Raw genomic sequence first — 17,769 nt, 5'->3', positions numbered from 1 at the left:
GTCGGGGCGGGCGGAAGCGCCCGCCCCGCGGTGCGATGGCGCAAAACGGGGCGCAGGGGGCGGAACAGCTCTTGCGCCCCGCGGCCGTTTTCTGTGATCTGCGCAGCAACCCGGCACGGACTTGCGGAGTAAGATCATGGATGCGTCATCGGCCTATCAGGACAGCCTGCCTGTCTCCTCGGATGCGCTGCTGAAGCAGCTGGACGATTGGGGCATTGCCTACCGGCTGCACACCCATGTGCCGTTGCGCACGGTGGAGGACGCCAAGGGTGTCGAGGAGCAGTTCATGGTGCCGGGCGAAAACGCGCTGCGGCTGAAGAACCTGTACCTGCGGGACAAGAAGAAGCGGAACTATCTGGTGACGCTGCAGCAGGACCGGGAGATCGACCTGAAAGGCCTGGGGGCGGCGCTGGGCATCGGCAACCTGTCATTCGGTTCGGCGGACCGGCTGCTGGAGAACCTCGGCATCCGCCCGGGCGCGGTCAGCCCGCTGGCGATGATCACCGGCGCGGCGAAGGGTGTGACCTTCTATATGGACGCGCAGGCGCAGGAGGCCGACGTGATCTGTATGCACCCGCTGGTCAATGACCGCACCGTGGCGATGAAGCGCGATGATGTGATGGCGTTCTTTGAGAAGACCGGCGTTGCGGTGAACTGGGTCTAACCGGCCCGTTCCTCCTCCAGCGCCAGATCCAGCGCTGCGGCCACATGGGCGGCGGAGGGGTTCACGAACAGGTAGCCGCCGGCTTCGAAGCTGACGTCGTCGATATGGCCGGGGAAGGCCAGCGGCAGCTCGGTGCAGGCCAGCAGGATGGCGGTGCCGGGCTTGGCGTGTTTCGTGCAGAAGCGCAGCAGGCGGGCTTGCGCGCCACTGGACGCGCCGCCGTAGAAATCCTCGTCGATCATGGCCTGCATTTCTGCGATCTCAGCCTCCGGCAGGGGATCGTTGGCGCTGACACCGTGTTCGGCAAGCACATTGGCATAATTTCGGGCCTGCATGGTGACCGTTGTGCCCAGCACCAGTGCCCGATCGGCGCCGGTTGCGGCGGTGGCTTTGGCGGTGGCGTCGAAAATGCTGAGGACCGGCATCATCACGCCCTCCTGTATCGCATGCAGCCGCGCGTGCGGGGTGTTGGAGGCGATCAGGGCGAAGTCGCAGCCTGCGCGCTCCAGCGTCAGCATCGCCTCGCGGAAGACGGCGTCGAAGGCGGCCCAGCTGGCCTCGTCCCCAGGGCGGCCGCGCAAGGACCGGGTCTGGGCCTGCACCACGGATTCGATGGTGATCGGCGGCACCGGCAGCGGAGAGCCTGCGCCGCGGTCCGCAAAGAACCGCCCGGCGCCTTCGCAGATGGCGCGGTAATAGTCGATGGTGGAGGCCCAGCCGACGCCGCCGAGAATGCCGATCTTCTTCATCAAATTGCCCGCCCTTGAAATGCCGATACGGGCAGACTGGCACGGCAGCATGGGCCTGCCAAACGCAAAAAGCCGCCAGCTCTCCGCGGGGAGGGCTGGCGGTGTTGCCGGGATGCCGGGGATCAGGCAGCCAGGGCTTCGATCTGGCCTTTGGCCTTGGCCAGGGCGCCGTCGGCGTCGATCGACATCGCGTCGGCCGCCACGATCTCGACATCGGTGATGCCGATGAAGCCCAGCACGTGACGCAGGTAGGTGGTGGCAAAGTCGATGTCGGAGCCGGCTTGGGTGCCGCCCGAGGCCATGACGATGATGGCGCGCTTGCCTTCCAGCAGGCCGACGGGGCCGGTTTCATGGTACTGGAAGGTGAGGCCAACGCGGGCGACCAGGTCGATCCAGGCTTTCAGGGTGGAGGGCACCGAGAAGTTGTAGACCGGCGAGCCGATGACGATGGTGTCGGCCTGCTTCAGCTCCTCGACCAGCGAGTCGGAGAGGGCGAGCAATTGTTTCTGCTCGTCGGTGCGCTGGTCGGCCGGGGTGAAGTTGGCGCCCACCCAGGCGCCGTCCAGCAGCGGCAGCGGCGCGGCCAGGTCGCGGCGGATCACTTGGTCAGCGCCAAGGCGGCTGACGATCTGGGCCGAGAGGTCGCGGGTGACGGAGCCCTCGATGCGGGCGGAGGAGTCGATATGGAGAACGGTGCGGGTCATTTTCATGTTCCTGTGCTTGTTGCTGACAGGAATTTGGGGTATTGCAAATTCGAACGCAACGCCGATCAAATCACAGCATTTGTGCACTGGCGCGCAGTTTGACTGGCAAGGAGACTGGCATGGAAAACTGGGATGAAGTCCGCACCGCCTATCAGGTGGCCCGCATGGGCACGGTCAGCGGCGCGGCCGAAGTGCTGGGGGTGCATCATGCCACCGTGATCCGCCACATCGACGCGATCGAGGCGCGGCTGGGGGTGAAGCTGTTCCAGCGCCATGCCCGCGGGTATACGCCGACCGAGGCCGGGCAGGACCTGCTGCGGGTGGCGCAGGCCACGGATGACCAGTTCAGCCAGCTGGTCGGGCGGCTGAAGGGGCAGGGCGATGATGTCTCCGGTGAGCTGGTGGTGACCTCGCTGGCGTCCTTTGCGCCGATGATGGTGCCGGCGCTGAAGGAGTTCCAGGACATGCACCCGGGTCTGATCATCCGCTATCTGACCGGCGACCGGCTGTTCCGGCTGGAATACGGCGAGGCGCATGTGGCGGTCCGCGCGGGCAATGCCCCGGATCAGCCGGACAACGTGGTGCAGCCCTTCATGAAGCAGCAGATCGGGCTGTATGCCGCCAAGTCCTATGCCGAGAAATACGGGCTGCTGAAGGGGGTGGAGGATATCCCCAATCACCGTTTTGTCGGCCAGGACGACGAGAGCAGCCGGGCGCCGTTTTCGCGCTGGCTTCGGGCCAATGCCCCGGCGGAGGCAATCGCCTTCCGCTGCACCGACGGCTTTACCCTGAAATCCGCGCTGCGCAGCGGCGCGGGGATCGGCTTCATGGCGGCCTGGGAGGCGCGGCAGGAACCGGACCTGGTGGAGATGATGGCACCGCAGGAGGAATGGGAGGGCACCCTGTGGCTGGTCACCCATGTGGATCTGCACCGGACCACCAAGGTGCAGGCCTTCCTGAAGTTCCTGAAGGAGCAGGTCAAGGATTGGCAGCTGTGAGCGAGGCACTGCGCGGGCATCTGGCGATGCTGATGTTTTCGGCGCTGGTGGCGGGGTCGTTTTCGCTGGGTGTCATGGTGGCGAATGAGATCGCGCCCGCGGCACTGAACGCGGCACGGTTTGGCATTGCGGCAGTGGTCATTGGTGCAGCGGCGCTGGCGACCACCGGGCTGCGGCGGGCCCATTTCCGCGCGCCGTGGCGGTTTGCGGTGCTGGGCGGGCTGTTCGGCGGTTACTTCGTGCTGATGTTCTACGGGCTGCAGACGGCGGCGCCGGTCAGCGCGGCGGCGGTGTTCACGCTGGTGCCGGTGATGAGCGCGCTGTTCGGCTGGCTGCTGCTGCGGCAGATCACCACCGGCTGGATGGCGCTGGCGCTGGCGCTGGGCGCGGCCGGAGCGGTCTGGGTGATCGTGCGCGGCGACCTGGGCGCGCTGGCGGCATTCGAGATCGGCCAGGGAGAGCTCATCTATTTCTGGGGCTGCGTGCTGCATGCCATCTATACGCCGATGGTGCGCAAGCTGAACCGGGGCGAGCCGGCCGTGGTCTTTACCTTCGGGATGCTGCTGGCGGGGGGCGCGCTGCTGGCCGCCTTTGGCTGGCAGGACATCCTGGCCACCGAGTGGATGCAGCTGCCCGGCATCGTGTGGATCGGTCTGTTCTACCTGGCGGTCTGTGCCAGCTCCGCCACCTTTGTGCTGCTGCAATACGCAACGCTGCGGCTGCCCTCGGCCAAGGTGATGGCCTATACCTACCTCACTCCCAGCTGGGTGATCCTGTGGGAGATCGCGCTGGGCCGCGGCACGCCGCCGGGGATGGTGCTGATCGGGGTGGCGATGTCGGTGGTGGCGCTGGTGATGCTGCTGGAGGGCGCGCGGGAGCAGCAGCCCGCGTGACCGCTGCGGCACCGGCCGGCGGCGCTTGATGGAGGTCAAGGCGTCTGCGGCTGGCCCGGCTACCATGACAGACACAGGAAACGCGCTCAGGAAACGAGGAGCGTGACATGTTCAAACACATCCTGGTCCCGGTGGACCTGCGCCTGCCCGACCCGGTGTCCAAGGCGCTGGACGTGGCGATGGAGATGGCCCGGATCGAAGGCGCGCGCATGACCCTGGTCAACGTGTCCGGGGGCGCGACAGGGGAGACCTACAACGACGACGCGGCAGAGGAGGTCATGACCTCGCTGGCCAGAAAGATCGAGAACAAGATTGCCGAGAAGGCCGACGGGGTCAAAGTGGAGGGCATCACGGTCCACTCCAACGACGTCGCGGCGGAGGTGGACGGCATCCTGGCCCGCACGGTGGATGAGACCGGCGCCGATCTGGTGATTGCCGGCAGCCATGCGCCGCGGCTGCTGGATTACATCACCACCTCCCATGCCGGGTATCTGGTGCGCCATTCCAAAGCGTCGGTGTTTGTCGTGCGCTAGCTTTCGGGCTGGGTGTCTTCGGCGTTCAGCTCGGCTTCGAGGAAGCGCTCGAAGGCATCCAGGTTCACCGGCTCGAACTGGCCGAAGCCCTGCATCCAGACCGACGCCGCGCGCATGGCGTCGGGCTGCAGCTTGCACCATTTGACCCGGCCGCGCTTTTCCTGGGCGATCAGGCCCGCGCGGGTGAGGATCGTCAGGTGCTTGGAAATCGCCGCCAGCGACATCTCGAACGGTTCCGCCACATCGGTGACGGCCATGTCATCCTCCAGCAGCATGGTGAGGATCGCCCGGCGGGTCGGGTCGGCCAGGGCTGCAAAGACAATGTCGAGAGGATCGCTCATGCCTTCACTCCTATCCACAGCCCGGGGATTTGACAATCGGTCCTGAGCCGTCATGGTAGCGCCTTTCAGGCGCGGAGATTGATGGCATGGCATTGAAGTACTGGCTGGTGATTTTCATCCTCGGCATCGGCTGGGGCATGTCGTTCATGTTCAATGCGATCCTTTTGCGTGAGCTGGGGCCGCTGTCCGTCTCGATGGGGCGGGTCGGCTTCGGCGCGCTGGGCTGCTGGATCTATGTGCTGGCCGCCCGCAAGAAGGTGCCTGCCGGGGTGGGGCGCTGGCTGGCATTGTTCGGCTTTGGCGTGCTCAGCTATGCCGGGCCTTTTGCATTCTATGCGCTGGGCCAGCAGCATATCGCCAGCGGCGTGGCCGGGATCGTCAATGCCACAACCCCGGCGATGGCGGTGGTGGTGTCGCATTTCTGGCCCGGCGGCGAGCGGGCGTCGGTGCTGAAGTCGCTGGGGGTGCTGTGCGGCTTCCTCGGCATCGTGCTGCTGTCGCTGCCGCTGTTGCAGGGCGGCCAGTCGTCGGAGGCCTGGGCGGTACTGATCACCCTGTGCGCGCCGTTGTGCTATGCGTTTTCGGTGAACTTCGCGCGCAGCTTCAAGGATATGGAGCCGGTGGTGCTGGTGGCGATTGCGCTGACCGGCGCCACCGCCGCGATTGCGCCGCTGGCCATCTGGAGCGAGGGGCTGCCGCATGTCACGCGGATCGAGACCTGGGCCTCGCTGTTCGTGATCGGCTTTGTGCTGACCTCGGCGGCGTTCATAGCGTTTTACTGGGTGCTGCCCAAGGTGGGGCCGACCAACATCACCCTTCCGACACTGATCGCGCCGGTCTCAGCCCTGTTCCTGGGCACCTATATCCTGAAGGAGCAACTGCTGGCGGAGCACCTGTGGGGCATGGCGGCGATCCTGCTGGGGCTGCTGCTGATCGACGGGCGGATCGTGCGTGTGCGGGTGCCGCGGCGGCCCGTCCGCTAAAATCAACCTTTCGGTTGAATATGGAATCCGGGGCGGTTTGGCGCTAACGGGTGCTGCGGCACGGCGGCGCGGCTTGTGCTGTTACATATTTATCCATTCATTTTCAATGGCTTGGTGTGAATCTGAATCTTCAATCCTTGTAATTGACTCCTTAGCCCCTTGGCCTTAGCAACCCTCTCAGAAATTCGCGTGAGGATGGCGCCCGTGACCGACGACGACCAAAAGCAGCGCATGGCGCAGCTGGAGGAGAAGCTGGCGGCGGCGCGTAAGGCCCAGGAGCCCAAGCCGCGCGCGGATGAGCACTATTCGATGGCGAACCTCGCCTGGCGGATGGTGATCGAATTGGTGGCCGGTCTCGCGATCGGCTTTGGCATCGGATACGGGCTCGACCTGCTGTTTGGCACGCTCCCGATCTTCATGGTGCTGTTCATACTGCTGGGGCTTGCGGCCGGGGTGAAGACAATGCTTCGCAGCGCGCAGGAGATCCAGGACAAGAAACTGGCCGATGAGGCCGAAAAAAATGCGCAAGACCGGGACTGATCCGACGGGATCGGCTGCCGGCGACAGGAGAAGCGGACCGATGGGCAAAATTTTCTTTTTCGCAGTTCTGGCACTGGTCGTAGTGTCGGGCCTGATTTTCGCTCCGGCGGAATCAAAGCTGGCGATCCACCCGATGGACCAGTTCATCGTGAAGCCGCTGTTCGGCGGTGACCACGTCTCCTGGTACACCCCGACCAACGTAACCCTGTGGATGGGCCTGGCGGTTCTGGCCGTGTTCGCGCTGCTGGTGCTGGGCTCCTCGCGCCGCGCCATCGTGCCGGGCCGCACCCAGTCGGTGGCGGAACTGGCCTATGGCTTCATCTACAAGATGGTCGAGGACGTGGCCGGCAAGGACGGCGTCAAGTTCTTCCCCTACATCATGACCCTGTTCATGTTCATCGTGATGGCCAACTTCCTGGGCCTGATCCCGATGTCCTTCACCACCACCTCGCACATCGCGGTGACCGCGATCCTGGCGGCGCTGGTGTTCATCACCGTGACCGTGGTTGGCTTTGTCAAGAACGGCGCCGGTTTCCTGGGCCTGTTCTGGGTGTCGAGCGCGCCGCTGGCGCTCCGCCCGATCCTGGCCATCATCGAACTGATTTCCTACTTCGTGCGCCCTGTCAGCCACTCCATCCGTCTTGCCGGTAACGTGATGGCTGGCCACGCGGTTCTGAAGGTGTTCGCAGGTTTCGCTGGCGCCCTGGGCCTGTTCAGCTTCCTGCCGATCTTCGCGATCACCGCAGTCTACGCCCTCGAAGTTCTGGTGGCCTTCATCCAGGCCTACGTGTTCACCATCCTGACCTGCGTGTACCTGAAGGACGCACTGCACCCGAGCCACTAAGGCCAGGATCTGAAAGCTAAGCGGGCGGCGCCCTGACGGGGCCTGCCCACCCTAGAAATCACCACATTCCATCGTAAGGAGAGAAATCATGGAAGGCGATATCGCACAACTCGGTCAGTTCGTCGGCGCAGGCCTGGCAGCAATCGGTTCCGGCGCAGCCGCAATCGGTGTGGGCCACGTGGCTGGCAACTTCCTGGCAGGCGCGCTGCGCAACCCGTCGGCAGCAGCCGGCCAGACCGCAACCCTGTTCATCGGCATCGCGTTTGCAGAAGCACTGGGCATCTTCTCGTTCCTGGTCGCTCTGCTGCTGATGTTCGCCGTCTAAGACCTTAGGAACCTATTTCCTTACGGCCGGGCAGTGCGGCCTAATCCTGCACTGCCCGGTGTAACGGCAAGTTCCCAAGGAGGACGACATGGCATCTAATACGCAAGACGCAGCACACGGCGCCGCAGACGCAGCGCACGGGTCTGCTCCGGGCATGCCTCAGCTGGACTTCTCGACCTTCGGGAACCAGATCTTCTGGCTCGCGGTTGCCCTGGTCGTGATCTACCTCATTCTGTCGCGCGTCGCGCTGCCCCGCATCGCTGCGGTGCTGGCCGAGCGTCAGGGGACCATCACCAACGACCTCGCCGCGGCTGAAGACCTGAAAGCCAAGGCTGTCGAGGCCGAAAACGCATATAACAAGGCTCTGGCGGATGCCCGTGCGGAAGCTCAGCGCATCGCTGCTGAAACCCGCGCAGAAATCCAGGCCGGGCTGGACGAGGCCATCGCCAAAGCAGACGAGCAGATCGCTGCCAAGGCTGCCGAGTCCGAAAAGGCGATCGCCGAAATCAAGGCCGGCGCGCTGGAAAGCGTCAAGGCTGTTGCCACCGACACCGCAGAGGCGCTGGTGACCGCGCTGGGCGGATCGGCAGACAAAGACGCAATTGCCGCGGCAGTTGCAGAGCGGACGAAAGGATAAGGACATGCGCAATATTCTCGCTCTTGCCCTGACCTTTGGCGCGGCCGGCCCGGCGCTGGCGGCAGAAGGCCCGTTCCTGTCGCTGGGCAACACCGATTTCGTTGTTCTGCTGGCTTTCCTTCTGTTCGTCGGCATCCTGCTGCTGGCCAAGGTGCCGGGCCTGCTGGGCAACCAGCTGGACAACCGTGCCGAGGCCATCCAGAAGGAACTGGACGAAGCCCGCGCGCTGCGTGAAGAGGCCCAGACCATTCTGGCGTCGTACGAGCGCAAGCAGCAGGAAGTTCAGACCCAGGCCGATCAGATCGTGGCGGCCGCCCGTGACGAAGCTGCCCGTGCAGCGGAAGTTGCAAAGGCGGATCTGCAAACCTCCATCGCCCGCCGTCTGGCGGCTGCCCAGGAGCAGATCGCTTCGGCAGAAGCTTCGGCTGTGAAGGAAGTGCGCGACCAGGCAATCTCGATTGCCGTTGCCGCAGCGGATCAGGTGATCTCCAAGCAGATGACCGCAACCGAGGCCAACAAGCTGATCGACGCCGCCATCGCGGACGTGGACGCCAAGCTGCACTAAGCTCTGGCTGATACAGACAAGTTAAAAGAACCCGGTCCGAGTGGCCGGGTTTTTTGTGAAGGAAGCTTTGCACCCTATATCGACCAATATTCATTCAATAGTTTTGCATCAACTACTGACCTTCAGTTGTTTGGACGATGAGCATAACCTTTTGGATCAAAAGCAAGAACTGGACGGACGATCATAGCTGCATATTTGTGTGCGAAGATCTCGAACGAAATTTTAAAACGGTACTCCCAGCCACTTGGATGCTTGGCTTTCTCAATTGGGAGAACGCATGAATTTTTGGGAAAAACCGGCAACCAGACGCAGTTCTGTTCTTTGGCGGAAATTGAAATCAGCGGCACATAGGCATCAACATAAGAGCGAAACTCATGTGCGTTATAGTGAGCCGCTTCTGTCCAAACCACGCAACTAAAGTATTCTCCCGCCTCAACTTGAAAAGAAAAATCTTGTGGGTTTAGCCCCTGCTGGTTGGCAGTATCAAATTCAACTTCAGCCAGCATTTGCTGCTCAGTCATTAAAGTGCCGCTACGCGCGTTGGAGACACAGACGTCGAAAACCGCCCGCATGGCTTCGTAGGAGCTTTGTGCGGTGGCAGCGCCAGGCAGCGCCGCCCCAAGAAATAGCGAAAATAGAGTTGCAATACTGCAGTGGTGCCTGACCATTGTGGCGTTCCCTCAGCCTTGGTTTTCTGACCCTGATCTTGCCGATCCAATCAGGATGTTCCAATTAGTCTCTGACCGCTTCAAGGTCCGTTTCCTCCGGCACTTCTGCTATGGCCCGATGTTTCACCCCCTGCCTGTCTCATGCTCCAGCCGCTGCTTTGCCACCTCTGCGTTGCGCTCGGCGCGCTGGTGGTCGGTGAGGGCTTGTTTGACATAATCCAGATGCGCCTCGACCGCGGTGCGGGCAGCCTGCGGGTCGCGGGCCTGCAGGGCGGCGTTGATGGTGCGGTGCTGCTCCAGCAGCGCTTCATAGGTGGTGTGCTGCTGGAACATGATGCGGCGGTTGTAGAAGACGCCCTCGCGCAGCAGATCGAACATCGAGCGCATCATGTGCAGCATGATCACGTTGTGGCTGGCGTCCATGATGGCGGAGTGGAACTGGGCGTCGAGCTTGGCGGCTTCCTCGGAGGTGGCCGGATTGCCGGCCGCTTCCATCTTTTCGAAGATCGCCTGGATCACCTGCAGGTCGTAGTCGGAGCCGAAGCGGGCGGCGCGTTCGGCGGCGAGCCCCTCCATGTCGCGGCGGAAGGAGAGGTAGTCAAACACCGCCTCGTCATGGGTGGCGAAGAGCTGGATCAGGGCAGGCGAGAAGGCAGAGCCCAGGACATCCGCCACAAACACGCCGGAGCCGGCCTTGGACGCCAGCAGGCCGCGCGCCTGCAGCTCGCCGATGGCATCGCGCAAGGACGGGCGGGAGACGCCCAGCCGCTCCGCCAGTTCGCGTTCGGCAGGCAGGCGCTCGCCCGGCGAAAGAATGCCGCGCAGGATCAGCTGCTCGATCTGCTTGACGACGGAGGCGGAGAGTTTTTCGGGCTGGACTTTCTGAAACGGCATCTTGGCGCTCTGCTGAATTGGTCAAAACATATGACCACGCGCAGGAGGCAGCTGCAAGGGCGGGCAGGGATCACGATGGCTGTAACAGTAGGTCAGCATTGTTGACTTTGTTTTGCACTCTCCTACCGTGAGCCTAGATCATACGCGAGGAGAGAGGCATGCAGCTGAACCAGATATTTGCCACCCGGAATGCGCGGATGAAGGCGTCGGAAATCCGCGAGCTGCTGAAGCTGCTGGATCAGCCGGACATCATCTCCTTTGCCGGCGGTATCCCGGACCCGGCACTGTTCCCGGCGGATGAGTTTGCCGAGGCCTACCAGGCGGCGCTGACGCCGGAGCGTCAGGCGCTGGCTTTGCAGTATTCGGTGAGCGAGGGCTACCTGTCGCTGCGCGAATGGATCGTGCGGGAGATGGCGAAGATCGGGATTGTCTGCGACGCGGAGAATGTGCTGATCACTTCCGGCTCCCAGCAGGCGCTGGATTACCTGGGCAAGCTGTTCCTGTCGCCTGGGGACACTGCGCTGGTGGGCTGGCCGACTTACCTTGGCGCCCTGGCGGCGTTCAACGCCTATGAGCCGCGCTATGACCGGTTGTCGCTGAAGGGTAACCGCACCGCCGAGAGCTATGCCGAGGGCGCGGCGGAGGCGGGAAGTGCGGTGAAATTTGCGTATTTGTCGCCGGACTTCGCCAACCCGACCGGGGAGACGCTGGACCGCGCCGGGCGGCTGCGGCTGCTGGAACTGGCGGACACGCTGGACTGCGCCATCATCGAGGATGCCGCCTATCAGTCGCTGCGCTTTGACGGCGAGCCGGTGCCGCCGGTGCTGGCGCTGGAGCTGGAGCAGAAGGGCTCGATCGAGGACTGCCGGACGGTCTACTGCGGCACCTTCAGCAAGACGCTGGCACCCGGGCTGCGGATCGGCTGGGCGGTGGCGGCCAAGCCGGTGATTTCGCAGATGGTGCTGCTGAAACAGGCGGCGGACCTGCACACGTCGACCATCAACCAGATGGCGGTGCATGGCGTTGCAGAGGCCTGTTTCGATGCGCATGTGGAGCAGCTGCGCGCGGTCTATCAGCGCCGCCGGGATGTGATGCTGGCGGCCCTGGAGGAGCACATGCCGGAGGGAGTGGACTGGACCCGGCCCGAGGGCGGCATGTTTGTCTGGGTGACGCTGCCGGAGGGCATGAAAGGCGCGGACCTGCTGGCGCGGTCGCTGGAGACGGAGAAGGTGGCCTTTGTGCCGGGGCAGGCGTTTTTTGCCGATGGCAGCGGTCAGAACACGATCCGGCTGAGCTTTTCCAATTCCAACCATGCAGCCATTCAGGAGGGCATTGCCCGGTTGGGGCGGCTGTTGCGGTCCGTCTGACGGCCAAACAGCTCCTGCTTGGCAAAACACCGCCGGATCCTGCGGGTTATCCACAAGATATGGTGTGAATTGAAACGATCCTGCCCCGATTTGGGGGTGCGGAGCGTTGACACACGCGATAGGAACCGCTGAACTTTCTCGATACGGAATCACGAAGGGGCAGCTTTGCGGTTTTCCAAGCTCAGGCTGAACGGCTTCAAAAGCTTTGTTGATCCTACCGAACTGGTCATTGCCGATGGGCTGACTGGGGTTGTGGGTCCAAACGGTTGCGGCAAATCCAATCTTCTGGAGGCATTGCGCTGGGTGATGGGCGAGACCCGCGCCAAGGCGATGCGCGGCGGCGGCATGGAGGATGTGATCTTTGCCGGCACCTCGTCGCGGCCCGCGCGCAACTTTGCCGAGGTGAGCCTGCAGATCGACAACTCGGAACGGCTGGCGCCTTCGGGGTTCAACGACAGCGATATCCTGGAGATCGTGCGCCGGATCACCCGCGATGTGGGCAGCGCTTACAAATCCAACGGCAAGGACGTGCGGGCGCGCGATGTGCAGATGCTGTTTGCCGATGCCTCGACGGGTGCGCATTCGCCGGCGCTGGTGCGGCAGGGGCAGATTGCTGAGCTGATTAACGCCAAGCCCAAGGCGCGGCGGCGGATTCTGGAAGAGGCGGCGGGGATCTCCGGCCTCTATCAGCGGCGCCATGAGGCAGAGCTGAAGCTGAAGAATACCGAAGCCAACCTGCTGCGCGTCGATGACGTGATCGAACAGCTGGCGGCGCAGCTGGCGCAGCTGGCCAAACAGGCGCGGCAGGCGCAGCGCTATCGCGAGATTGGCGAGAAGCTGCGGCTGGCCGAAGGGATGCTGCTGTACCGGCGCTGGCGCGAGGCGGATGAATCACGGCTGGCGGCCGAGGATGAGCTGCGGGTGCGGGTCGAGCAGGCGTCGAAGGCTGAGGCGCTGGTGCGCGCGGCGGCGGCGCAGCGCGGCACGTTTGAAGAGAAACTGCCGCCCCTGCGTGAGGAGGAGGCGATTGCCGCCGCCATCCTGCAGCGGCTGGTGGTGCAGCGGGATTCGCTGAGCGATCAGGAGGCGCAGGCGCGCCAGACGATCGAGCGGCTCAGCAGCCGGATTGTGCAGCTGGGCAATGATATCGAGCGCGAGTCCGGGCTGAACAACGACGCAGGCCAAACCATCGAACGGCTGGAATGGGAGCAGCGCGAGCTGTCCAGGGCCGGCGAAGGGCATGATGCCAGGTTGGCGGAGGCGGCGGAACTGGCGCGCGATGCGGGCTCGATCCTGCAGGCGCGCGAGGACCATCTGGCGCAAGTGACCGAGGATGTCGCCCGTCTGGCGGCCCGCCACCAGTCGGCGCGCCGTGCGGTCGAGGATTGCCAGCGGGCGCTTGGCCGCTCGGAAGGCGAGGCGGAAAAGGCCCGCGCCGCGCAGGGCGAGGCGCGCGAGGCCTTGGAGCTGGCCTCGGAGAAGTTCGAAACTGCCGTGACCGCCGAGGAAGAGGCCCGCGAGGCCTCGGAGATGGCGGAAGAGGCGCTGGCGGCCGCGGATGAGCTGCGGACGGAGACCCAAAGCCTGGAAGCGGAGGCGCGCTCGCAGCGGTCCGAGGCCGAGGGGGAGCTGGGGGCTTTGCGCGCCGAGGTGACCGCGCTGGCCAAGCTGGTGGAGCGCGACACGGCCGAGGGCGGCCAGATCCTGGACGAGCTGACCGTGGCGCCGGGCTATGAGAAGGCCTTGGGCGCGGCATTGGCTGATGACCTGCGGGCGCCGCTGGCAGAGGCGGACGGGCCGACCGGCTGGGTTGCCCTGCCGGGCTATGATCACGACGCGGAGCTGCCGGAGGGCGTGCAGCCGCTGGCGCTGTTTGTCTCCGGGCCGGAGGCGCTGTCGCGCCGGGTGGCGCAGATCGGTCTGGTTGATGGCGATGCTGCCGCCGGATTGCAGGCACAGCTCAAACCGGGGCAGCGGCTGGTGACGGTCGAGGGCGACCTGTGGCGCTGGGACGGCTACCGGGCCTGGGCAGAGGATGCGCCGAGCGCCGCGGCGCTTCGGCTGGAGCAGCTCAACAAGCTGGAAGCGCTGAAGCAGGACATGGAGCGCGTCAGCGCCAAGGCCGAGGGCGCCCGCGACGCGCATGAGATGCTGCTGCGCAAGCTGGAAGAGGTGACGCTGGCCGACCAGAACGCCCGCCAGGCGCGCCGGGTGGCGGATCAGCGGGTGGCCGATGCGGCCCGCGCGCTGAGCCGGGCCGAAGCCGACCGCAACCTCGCGGAGGCCAAGCTGGAGACCCTGGGCATTTCCGTCTCCCGCCATGCGGAAGATGCGCTGAACGCCAGCCTGCAGCTGAAAGAGGCGGAAAAGGCCCTGGGAGAGCTGGGCGACCTGGATCAGGCGCGCGGGGCCGTGGAAGAGATCAAGCAGTCGGTCGAGGCGGCGCGGATCACCATGCTGACCCACCGCTCCAGCCATGACGAGCTGCGCCGCGAGGGTGAGGCCCGCACCAAGCGCGCGCAGGAGGTGACCAAGGAGCTGTCGGGCTGGCGCCACCGGCTGGACAGCGCCAAGCAGCGGATCGAGGAACTGGCGGAGCGCCGCGAGGCCTCGCAGGAGGAGCTGGAAGAAGCCAACGCGGTTCCGGCGGAAATCGCCGAGAAGCGGGAAGAGTTGAACGAGGCGATCTCCGAGGCCGAAGCGCGCAAGTCTGCCGCCACCGAGGCGCTGATCGCGGCGGAGGCCGAGCTGCGCGAGGCGGTCCACAAGGAGCGCGAATGCGAGCGTCTGGCGTCCGAGGCCCGCGAGGCGCGGGCACGTTCCGAGGCGCGCAGCGATGCGGCCAAGGACGCAGTCACGCAGGCCGCGGGCCGGATCATCGAGGCGCAGCAGATCACCCCTCAGGCCCTGCTGGAGAAGCTGGGCGTGTCGCCGGACGAAATGCCGCCCTCGGAAACCCTGGAAGCCGATGTCGACCGTTACAAGCGCCAGCGCGACGCCTTGGGTGCGGTGAACCTGCGCGCGGAGGAAGACGCCCGCGGCGTGCAGAACGAGCACGATACGCTGGTGGCGGAGAAACTGGACCTGGAAGGCGCGGTGAAGACCCTGCGCGACGGGATTGCCAGTTTGAACCGCGAGGGCCGCGAACGGCTGCTGACCGCGTTTGAGCAGGTGAACAACAGCTTTGCCATGCTGTTCACCCATCTGTTCGGCGGCGGTGAGGCCAATCTGGTGATGGTCGAAAGCGACGATCCGCTGGATGCGGGGCTGGAGATCATGTGCCAGCCGCCGGGCAAGAAGCTGTCGACCCTGTCGCTGCTGTCGGGCGGCGAGCAGACGCTGACCGCGATGGCGCTGATCTTTGCGGTGTTCCTGTCGAACCCGGCGCCGATCTGTGTGCTGGACGAGGTCGACGCGCCGCTGGATGATGCCAATGTCACCCGCTTCTGCGACCTGCTGGACGAGATGTGCCGCCAGACCGATACCCGTTTCCTGATCATCACCCACCACGCGGTGACGATGGCGCGGATGGACCGGCTTTTTGGCGTCACCATGCAGGAAAAGGGCGTCAGCCAGCTGGTTTCGGTTGACCTGAAGAAGGCAGAGGCGATGGTGGCCTGAGCGGACTGGCGCTGCGGGGATCGGTGCGGGCGCGCGCAGAATTTATTGGTGGAGAGACAAATGAATATGCTCAAAGCAATTGCCGCCTCCGCGGCGCTGATGCTGCCGGTTGCGGCGGCGGCCGGGAATGTGGTGGCCAAGACCGGCGACAGCGTGGCCGATTTCTTCAAGGACGAAGGTGCCAAGGTGGAGCTGACCACCGACAGCGTCGGCGATCCGAACGTCAAGGTGGAGTATTACGGCAACGACTTTTCGGTCTATTACTACGGTTGCGACAACAACACCGACTGCAACGCCATCCAGTTCTTCTCAGGCTATCAGACCGAGGGCAGCGTGCGCCTGGCCAAGATCAACGAGTGGAACAACGAAAACCGCTTTGCCCGCGGCTACATCTCCGAGGAAGGCTCGGCGCGGATCGAGATGGATGTGTTCCTTGGCAATGACGGTATGAGCCCGGATGACTTTGCCCAGGCGGTAAGCCTGTGGACCCGGGCGATGCAGGATTTCGAGACCTTCATCGACTGGTAAGCGCGGCTGTCACCGCATCGTGACGGCCGGTTGAAAAAACAGACGCTAAGGTGGGGGCATGAAATGGATCATGCCCCTTTTTCTGTGCCTGGCGGCGGGCGCGGCGCAGGCCGCGGACTGGCAGCTGCGCCCGGGTGATGCCCCGTTTGCGCGGGATGAGCTGGAGGCGCTGCCGGGGCAGTCCTTCCGGTTCTATGACGGCGGCGAGTCGCTGTATGGCAGCGGTGGCGCCTATTCCTACACCTATTCCCTGGAGAACGGCGGCGGCACTGCCTGGGGCACCTACCGGATCGCCGAGGATGGCAGTATCTGCGTGGATTTCACCAACGGTTTTGCCCGCTGCGACCTGTACGTCCGCAACGGCAGCCGGGTGATCCTGATCACCGAAAAGGGCGAGCGGTTCCCGGTGCGGTAGTGGGGCTCTTCGATGGGCCGGCGGGTTAACAAACTCCCAATAATTCACCTCTACTTTTAGCGAACCGCAACCCTTGCGGCGAAAGGAGGTGAGATCACTGGATCAAAAATCCTTCTCTAAATGGATGGTCAGGCTGACAGCGGCTGCGCTGTTTGTGTCCATCCTGAAGCTTGTTCTGGAGTATCTCTGATCCCGGAATAAGAAAGCCGGGTAGAGCTGCAACTCTACCCGGCACATTGTTCGGTGAGATTACTGAACAACCTTCTCTATAAGGGAATTTATACCCCGGAAGTTGATGATTTGCAAATGAGGCGCGCGACTCACAGCTTCTTCAGCAGGGCAGGCGTGGGCCAGGCGTCGGCAGGCAGGCCGAGGCGTTGCTGCTCTTTCTGCACGGCAAGCCGGGTGCGGGCGCCGAGGATGCCGTCGATATCGCCGACATTGTGGCCGCGCGCCTGCAGTTTTTGCTGCAGCTGCTTCATCTGGGTGCCGGTCAGCCCGCTGTCGGGCCTGCCGGCGTTGTAGACCTCTGCACCTTCCAGCCGGTTGGCGAAATAGGCGGCGGTGAGCACGTAGGTGAAGCTTTGGTTCCACTCGAAGTAGACATCAAAGTTGGGGTAGGCGAGGAAGGCTGGCCCCTTGTGCCCCTGCGGCAGCAGAAGGGAGGCGCGCATGGTGGGATCGGGCAGGCTGCCGTCACGGGCTGAAACGCCCAGTTCCCGCCATTGCGCCACGGTCTTCTTGCGGGCGGTGCCGGTCAGAGACAGATCCATCCCGGCGGGGATGGTGACTTCCTGCAGCCAGGGCTGCCCGGGCTGCCAGCCCAGGTGCGACAGCATCCGGGCGCCGGACATCAGCGCGTCCGGGGCTGAGGTTTTCAGGCTGACCTTGCCGTCGCCGTCGGCATCGACGCCGTGTTCCAGAATGTCGCTGGGCAGCATCTGCACCATGCCGATCTCACCCGCCCAGGCGCCGGTGGTGCGCTTGGGGTCGAAATTGCCCTGGCGGAACAGTTCCAGCGCCGAAAAGACCTGCGGCCGGAACAGCTCCGGGCGGCGGCAGTCATGGGCCAGCGTCACCAGCGCGTCGCGGGTGTTGTAATCACCCTGATAGCCGCCGTAGTCGGTCTCGAACGCCCAGAAGGCCAGCAGCACGCCGCGGCTGATGCCGTAGGTGCTCTCGATCCGCTGGAAGGTGCTGTCGTGCTTCTGCGACATCTGCAAGCCGCGCCGCAGGCGGTCCTGCGAGATCAGGCGGCGGGAGAAGTCGATGAAAGGCTTCTGGAAGACCCCCTGCGCCCTGTCGGCCTTGAGCACGCGGCGGTCCTGGCGGGTGCCGTCAAAGAAGGCGTTGACGGTGGTTATGCCATAGCCGGCCTGGACCGCCTCGTCTTTCAAAAGGCTGACGAAATTCTGAAAGCCGCCGCCGCATTGGGCCGCCGCTGCTGCAGGCAGCAGGCTCACCGCGAGGGCAAAGGGCAATAGGCGCATGACTCTGGCG

Annotated in this window: 20 protein-coding genes; 14 read left to right on the top strand and 6 right to left on the bottom strand. The window is 64.3% G+C overall.

The window, feature by feature from the left end; all coding sequences use genetic code 11:
- Nucleotides 1-136 precede the first annotated feature (136 nt).
- Nucleotides 137-664, top strand: coding sequence for a prolyl-tRNA synthetase associated domain-containing protein (locus tag ACFMBG_RS19320; protein ID WP_421056307.1), 528 nt, complete (start codon nucleotides 137-139; stop codon nucleotides 662-664).
- Here the strand turns inward: ACFMBG_RS19320 and ACFMBG_RS19315 are convergent.
- Nucleotides 661-1,413: an aspartate/glutamate racemase family protein gene (locus ACFMBG_RS19315; RefSeq protein ID WP_421056306.1), complete on the bottom strand. Its 753-nt coding sequence runs from the start codon at nucleotides 1,411-1,413 to the stop codon at nucleotides 661-663. The two genes, ACFMBG_RS19320 and ACFMBG_RS19315, sit on opposite strands and share 4 nt — an antisense overlap.
- Before the next feature lie 122 nt (nucleotides 1,414-1,535).
- Complete coding sequence (locus ACFMBG_RS19310; protein WP_421056305.1) at nucleotides 1,536-2,117, bottom strand: FMN-dependent NADH-azoreductase; 582 nt, start codon at nucleotides 2,115-2,117, stop codon at nucleotides 1,536-1,538.
- Nucleotides 2,118-2,236: 119 nt separating this feature from the next.
- On the opposite strand from ACFMBG_RS19310, the gene ACFMBG_RS19305 reads away from it, so the two are divergent.
- From ACFMBG_RS19305 to ACFMBG_RS19295, 3 genes are all read left to right on the top strand, one after another.
- The gene (locus ACFMBG_RS19305; protein ID WP_421056304.1) at nucleotides 2,237-3,115 is read left to right on the top strand and encodes a LysR family transcriptional regulator; all 879 of its coding nucleotides are present in this window, start codon (nucleotides 2,237-2,239) and stop codon (nucleotides 3,113-3,115) included.
- The gene (locus ACFMBG_RS19300) at nucleotides 3,112-4,008 is read left to right on the top strand and encodes a DMT family transporter (protein ID WP_421056303.1); all 897 of its coding nucleotides are present in this window, start codon (nucleotides 3,112-3,114) and stop codon (nucleotides 4,006-4,008) included. Before ACFMBG_RS19305 ends, ACFMBG_RS19300 begins: the two co-directional genes overlap by 4 nt.
- A gap of 107 nt (nucleotides 4,009-4,115) precedes the next feature.
- The gene (locus ACFMBG_RS19295) at nucleotides 4,116-4,541 is read left to right on the top strand and encodes a universal stress protein (protein ID WP_421056302.1); all 426 of its coding nucleotides are present in this window, start codon (nucleotides 4,116-4,118) and stop codon (nucleotides 4,539-4,541) included.
- On the opposite strand, the gene ACFMBG_RS19290 is transcribed toward ACFMBG_RS19295, so the two are convergent.
- On the bottom strand, nucleotides 4,538-4,882 hold the full coding sequence (locus ACFMBG_RS19290; protein WP_421056301.1) for an ArsR/SmtB family transcription factor: 345 nt from the start codon (nucleotides 4,880-4,882) through the stop codon (nucleotides 4,538-4,540). The two genes, ACFMBG_RS19295 and ACFMBG_RS19290, sit on opposite strands and share 4 nt — an antisense overlap.
- 86 nt (nucleotides 4,883-4,968) lie before the next feature.
- On the opposite strand from ACFMBG_RS19290, the gene ACFMBG_RS19285 reads away from it, so the two are divergent.
- From ACFMBG_RS19285 to ACFMBG_RS19260, 6 genes are all read left to right on the top strand, one after another.
- The gene (locus tag ACFMBG_RS19285; RefSeq protein ID WP_421056300.1) at nucleotides 4,969-5,865 is read left to right on the top strand and encodes a DMT family transporter; all 897 of its coding nucleotides are present in this window, start codon (nucleotides 4,969-4,971) and stop codon (nucleotides 5,863-5,865) included.
- A gap of 204 nt (nucleotides 5,866-6,069) precedes the next feature.
- The gene (locus ACFMBG_RS19280; protein ID WP_421056299.1) at nucleotides 6,070-6,405 is read left to right on the top strand and encodes an AtpZ/AtpI family protein; all 336 of its coding nucleotides are present in this window, start codon (nucleotides 6,070-6,072) and stop codon (nucleotides 6,403-6,405) included.
- A gap of 40 nt (nucleotides 6,406-6,445) precedes the next feature.
- Complete coding sequence (locus tag ACFMBG_RS19275; protein ID WP_421056298.1) at nucleotides 6,446-7,249, top strand: F0F1 ATP synthase subunit A; 804 nt, start codon at nucleotides 6,446-6,448, stop codon at nucleotides 7,247-7,249.
- An 88-nt stretch (nucleotides 7,250-7,337) separates the two neighbouring features.
- Nucleotides 7,338-7,574, top strand: a complete 237-nt coding sequence (locus ACFMBG_RS19270) for a F0F1 ATP synthase subunit C (RefSeq protein WP_008553903.1) — start codon at nucleotides 7,338-7,340, stop codon at nucleotides 7,572-7,574.
- An 88-nt stretch (nucleotides 7,575-7,662) separates the two neighbouring features.
- On the top strand, nucleotides 7,663-8,211 hold the full coding sequence (locus ACFMBG_RS19265; protein ID WP_421056297.1) for a F0F1 ATP synthase subunit B': 549 nt from the start codon (nucleotides 7,663-7,665) through the stop codon (nucleotides 8,209-8,211).
- A gap of 4 nt (nucleotides 8,212-8,215) precedes the next feature.
- A complete protein-coding gene (locus ACFMBG_RS19260) occupies nucleotides 8,216-8,776 on the top strand; it encodes a F0F1 ATP synthase subunit B (protein ID WP_421056296.1) in 561 nt (186 codons plus the stop codon).
- 122 nt (nucleotides 8,777-8,898) lie between these two features.
- Here the strand turns inward: ACFMBG_RS19260 and ACFMBG_RS19255 are convergent, their stop codons facing one another.
- Nucleotides 8,899-9,444: a hypothetical protein gene (locus tag ACFMBG_RS19255; protein WP_421056295.1), complete on the bottom strand. Its 546-nt coding sequence runs from the start codon at nucleotides 9,442-9,444 to the stop codon at nucleotides 8,899-8,901.
- A gap of 123 nt (nucleotides 9,445-9,567) precedes the next feature.
- Nucleotides 9,568-10,338, bottom strand: a complete 771-nt coding sequence (locus tag ACFMBG_RS19250; RefSeq protein ID WP_421056294.1) for a FadR/GntR family transcriptional regulator — start codon at nucleotides 10,336-10,338, stop codon at nucleotides 9,568-9,570.
- 158 nt (nucleotides 10,339-10,496) lie between these two features.
- Here ACFMBG_RS19250 and ACFMBG_RS19245 point away from each other — a divergent pair, with 158 nt between their 5' ends.
- The 4 genes from ACFMBG_RS19245 (at nucleotide 10,497) to ACFMBG_RS19230 (ending at nucleotide 16,269) form a co-directional block, all read left to right on the top strand.
- Nucleotides 10,497-11,705, top strand: a complete 1,209-nt coding sequence (locus ACFMBG_RS19245) for an aminotransferase-like domain-containing protein (RefSeq protein WP_421056293.1) — start codon at nucleotides 10,497-10,499, stop codon at nucleotides 11,703-11,705.
- A gap of 165 nt (nucleotides 11,706-11,870) precedes the next feature.
- Entirely contained in the window at nucleotides 11,871-15,326 is a 3,456-nt protein-coding gene (locus ACFMBG_RS19240; protein ID WP_421056292.1) for a chromosome segregation SMC family protein, read from the top strand.
- 60 nt (nucleotides 15,327-15,386) lie between these two features.
- The gene (locus tag ACFMBG_RS19235) at nucleotides 15,387-15,854 is read left to right on the top strand and encodes a YbjN domain-containing protein (RefSeq protein WP_421056291.1); all 468 of its coding nucleotides are present in this window, start codon (nucleotides 15,387-15,389) and stop codon (nucleotides 15,852-15,854) included.
- Between the two features lie 70 nt (nucleotides 15,855-15,924).
- Nucleotides 15,925-16,269 carry a hypothetical protein gene (locus ACFMBG_RS19230; protein WP_421056290.1) on the top strand — a complete coding sequence of 115 codons (345 nt, stop codon included), beginning with the start codon at nucleotides 15,925-15,927 and terminating at the stop codon, nucleotides 16,267-16,269.
- Nucleotides 16,270-16,589: 320 nt separating this feature from the next.
- On the opposite strand, the gene ACFMBG_RS19225 is transcribed toward ACFMBG_RS19230, so the two are convergent.
- Nucleotides 16,590-17,759: a lytic murein transglycosylase gene (locus tag ACFMBG_RS19225; RefSeq protein ID WP_421056289.1), complete on the bottom strand. Its 1,170-nt coding sequence runs from the start codon at nucleotides 17,757-17,759 to the stop codon at nucleotides 16,590-16,592.
- Between the last annotated feature and the right edge of the window lie 10 nt (nucleotides 17,760-17,769).

The organism is Leisingera coralii (assembly GCF_049056525.1).
GTDB classification, from domain to species: Bacteria; Pseudomonadota; Alphaproteobacteria; order Rhodobacterales; family Rhodobacteraceae; genus Leisingera; species Leisingera coralii.
The sequence above is the reverse complement of the archived record's forward strand: the minus strand, read 5'-3'. Positions and strand labels throughout refer to the sequence as shown.

Bases quoted from the DNA above. Each gene is read 5' to 3' on its own strand.
- ACFMBG_RS19235 (WP_421056291.1), top strand. From the start codon at position 15,387: ATGAATATGCTCAAAGCAATTGCCGCCTCCGCGGCGCTGATGCTGCCG.
- ACFMBG_RS19315 (WP_421056306.1), bottom strand. From the start codon at position 1,413: ATGAAGAAGATCGGCATTCTCGGCGGCGTCGGCTGGGCCTCCACCATC.
- ACFMBG_RS19270 (WP_008553903.1), top strand. From the start codon at position 7,338: ATGGAAGGCGATATCGCACAACTCGGTCAGTTCGTCGGCGCAGGCCTG.
- ACFMBG_RS19250 (WP_421056294.1), bottom strand. From the start codon at position 10,338: ATGCCGTTTCAGAAAGTCCAGCCCGAAAAACTCTCCGCCTCCGTCGTC.
- ACFMBG_RS19285 (WP_421056300.1), top strand. From the start codon at position 4,969: ATGGCATTGAAGTACTGGCTGGTGATTTTCATCCTCGGCATCGGCTGG.
- ACFMBG_RS19320 (WP_421056307.1), top strand. From the start codon at position 137: ATGGATGCGTCATCGGCCTATCAGGACAGCCTGCCTGTCTCCTCGGAT.
- ACFMBG_RS19230 (WP_421056290.1), top strand. From the start codon at position 15,925: ATGCCCCTTTTTCTGTGCCTGGCGGCGGGCGCGGCGCAGGCCGCGGAC.
- ACFMBG_RS19245 (WP_421056293.1), top strand. From the start codon at position 10,497: ATGCAGCTGAACCAGATATTTGCCACCCGGAATGCGCGGATGAAGGCG.
- ACFMBG_RS19260 (WP_421056296.1), top strand. From the start codon at position 8,216: ATGCGCAATATTCTCGCTCTTGCCCTGACCTTTGGCGCGGCCGGCCCG.
- ACFMBG_RS19275 (WP_421056298.1), top strand. From the start codon at position 6,446: ATGGGCAAAATTTTCTTTTTCGCAGTTCTGGCACTGGTCGTAGTGTCG.
- ACFMBG_RS19225 (WP_421056289.1), bottom strand. From the start codon at position 17,759: ATGCGCCTATTGCCCTTTGCCCTCGCGGTGAGCCTGCTGCCTGCAGCA.
- ACFMBG_RS19255 (WP_421056295.1), bottom strand. From the start codon at position 9,444: ATGGTCAGGCACCACTGCAGTATTGCAACTCTATTTTCGCTATTTCTT.
- ACFMBG_RS19305 (WP_421056304.1), top strand. From the start codon at position 2,237: ATGGAAAACTGGGATGAAGTCCGCACCGCCTATCAGGTGGCCCGCATG.
- ACFMBG_RS19310 (WP_421056305.1), bottom strand. From the start codon at position 2,117: ATGACCCGCACCGTTCTCCATATCGACTCCTCCGCCCGCATCGAGGGC.
- ACFMBG_RS19295 (WP_421056302.1), top strand. From the start codon at position 4,116: ATGTTCAAACACATCCTGGTCCCGGTGGACCTGCGCCTGCCCGACCCG.
- ACFMBG_RS19290 (WP_421056301.1), bottom strand. From the start codon at position 4,882: ATGAGCGATCCTCTCGACATTGTCTTTGCAGCCCTGGCCGACCCGACC.
- ACFMBG_RS19265 (WP_421056297.1), top strand. From the start codon at position 7,663: ATGGCATCTAATACGCAAGACGCAGCACACGGCGCCGCAGACGCAGCG.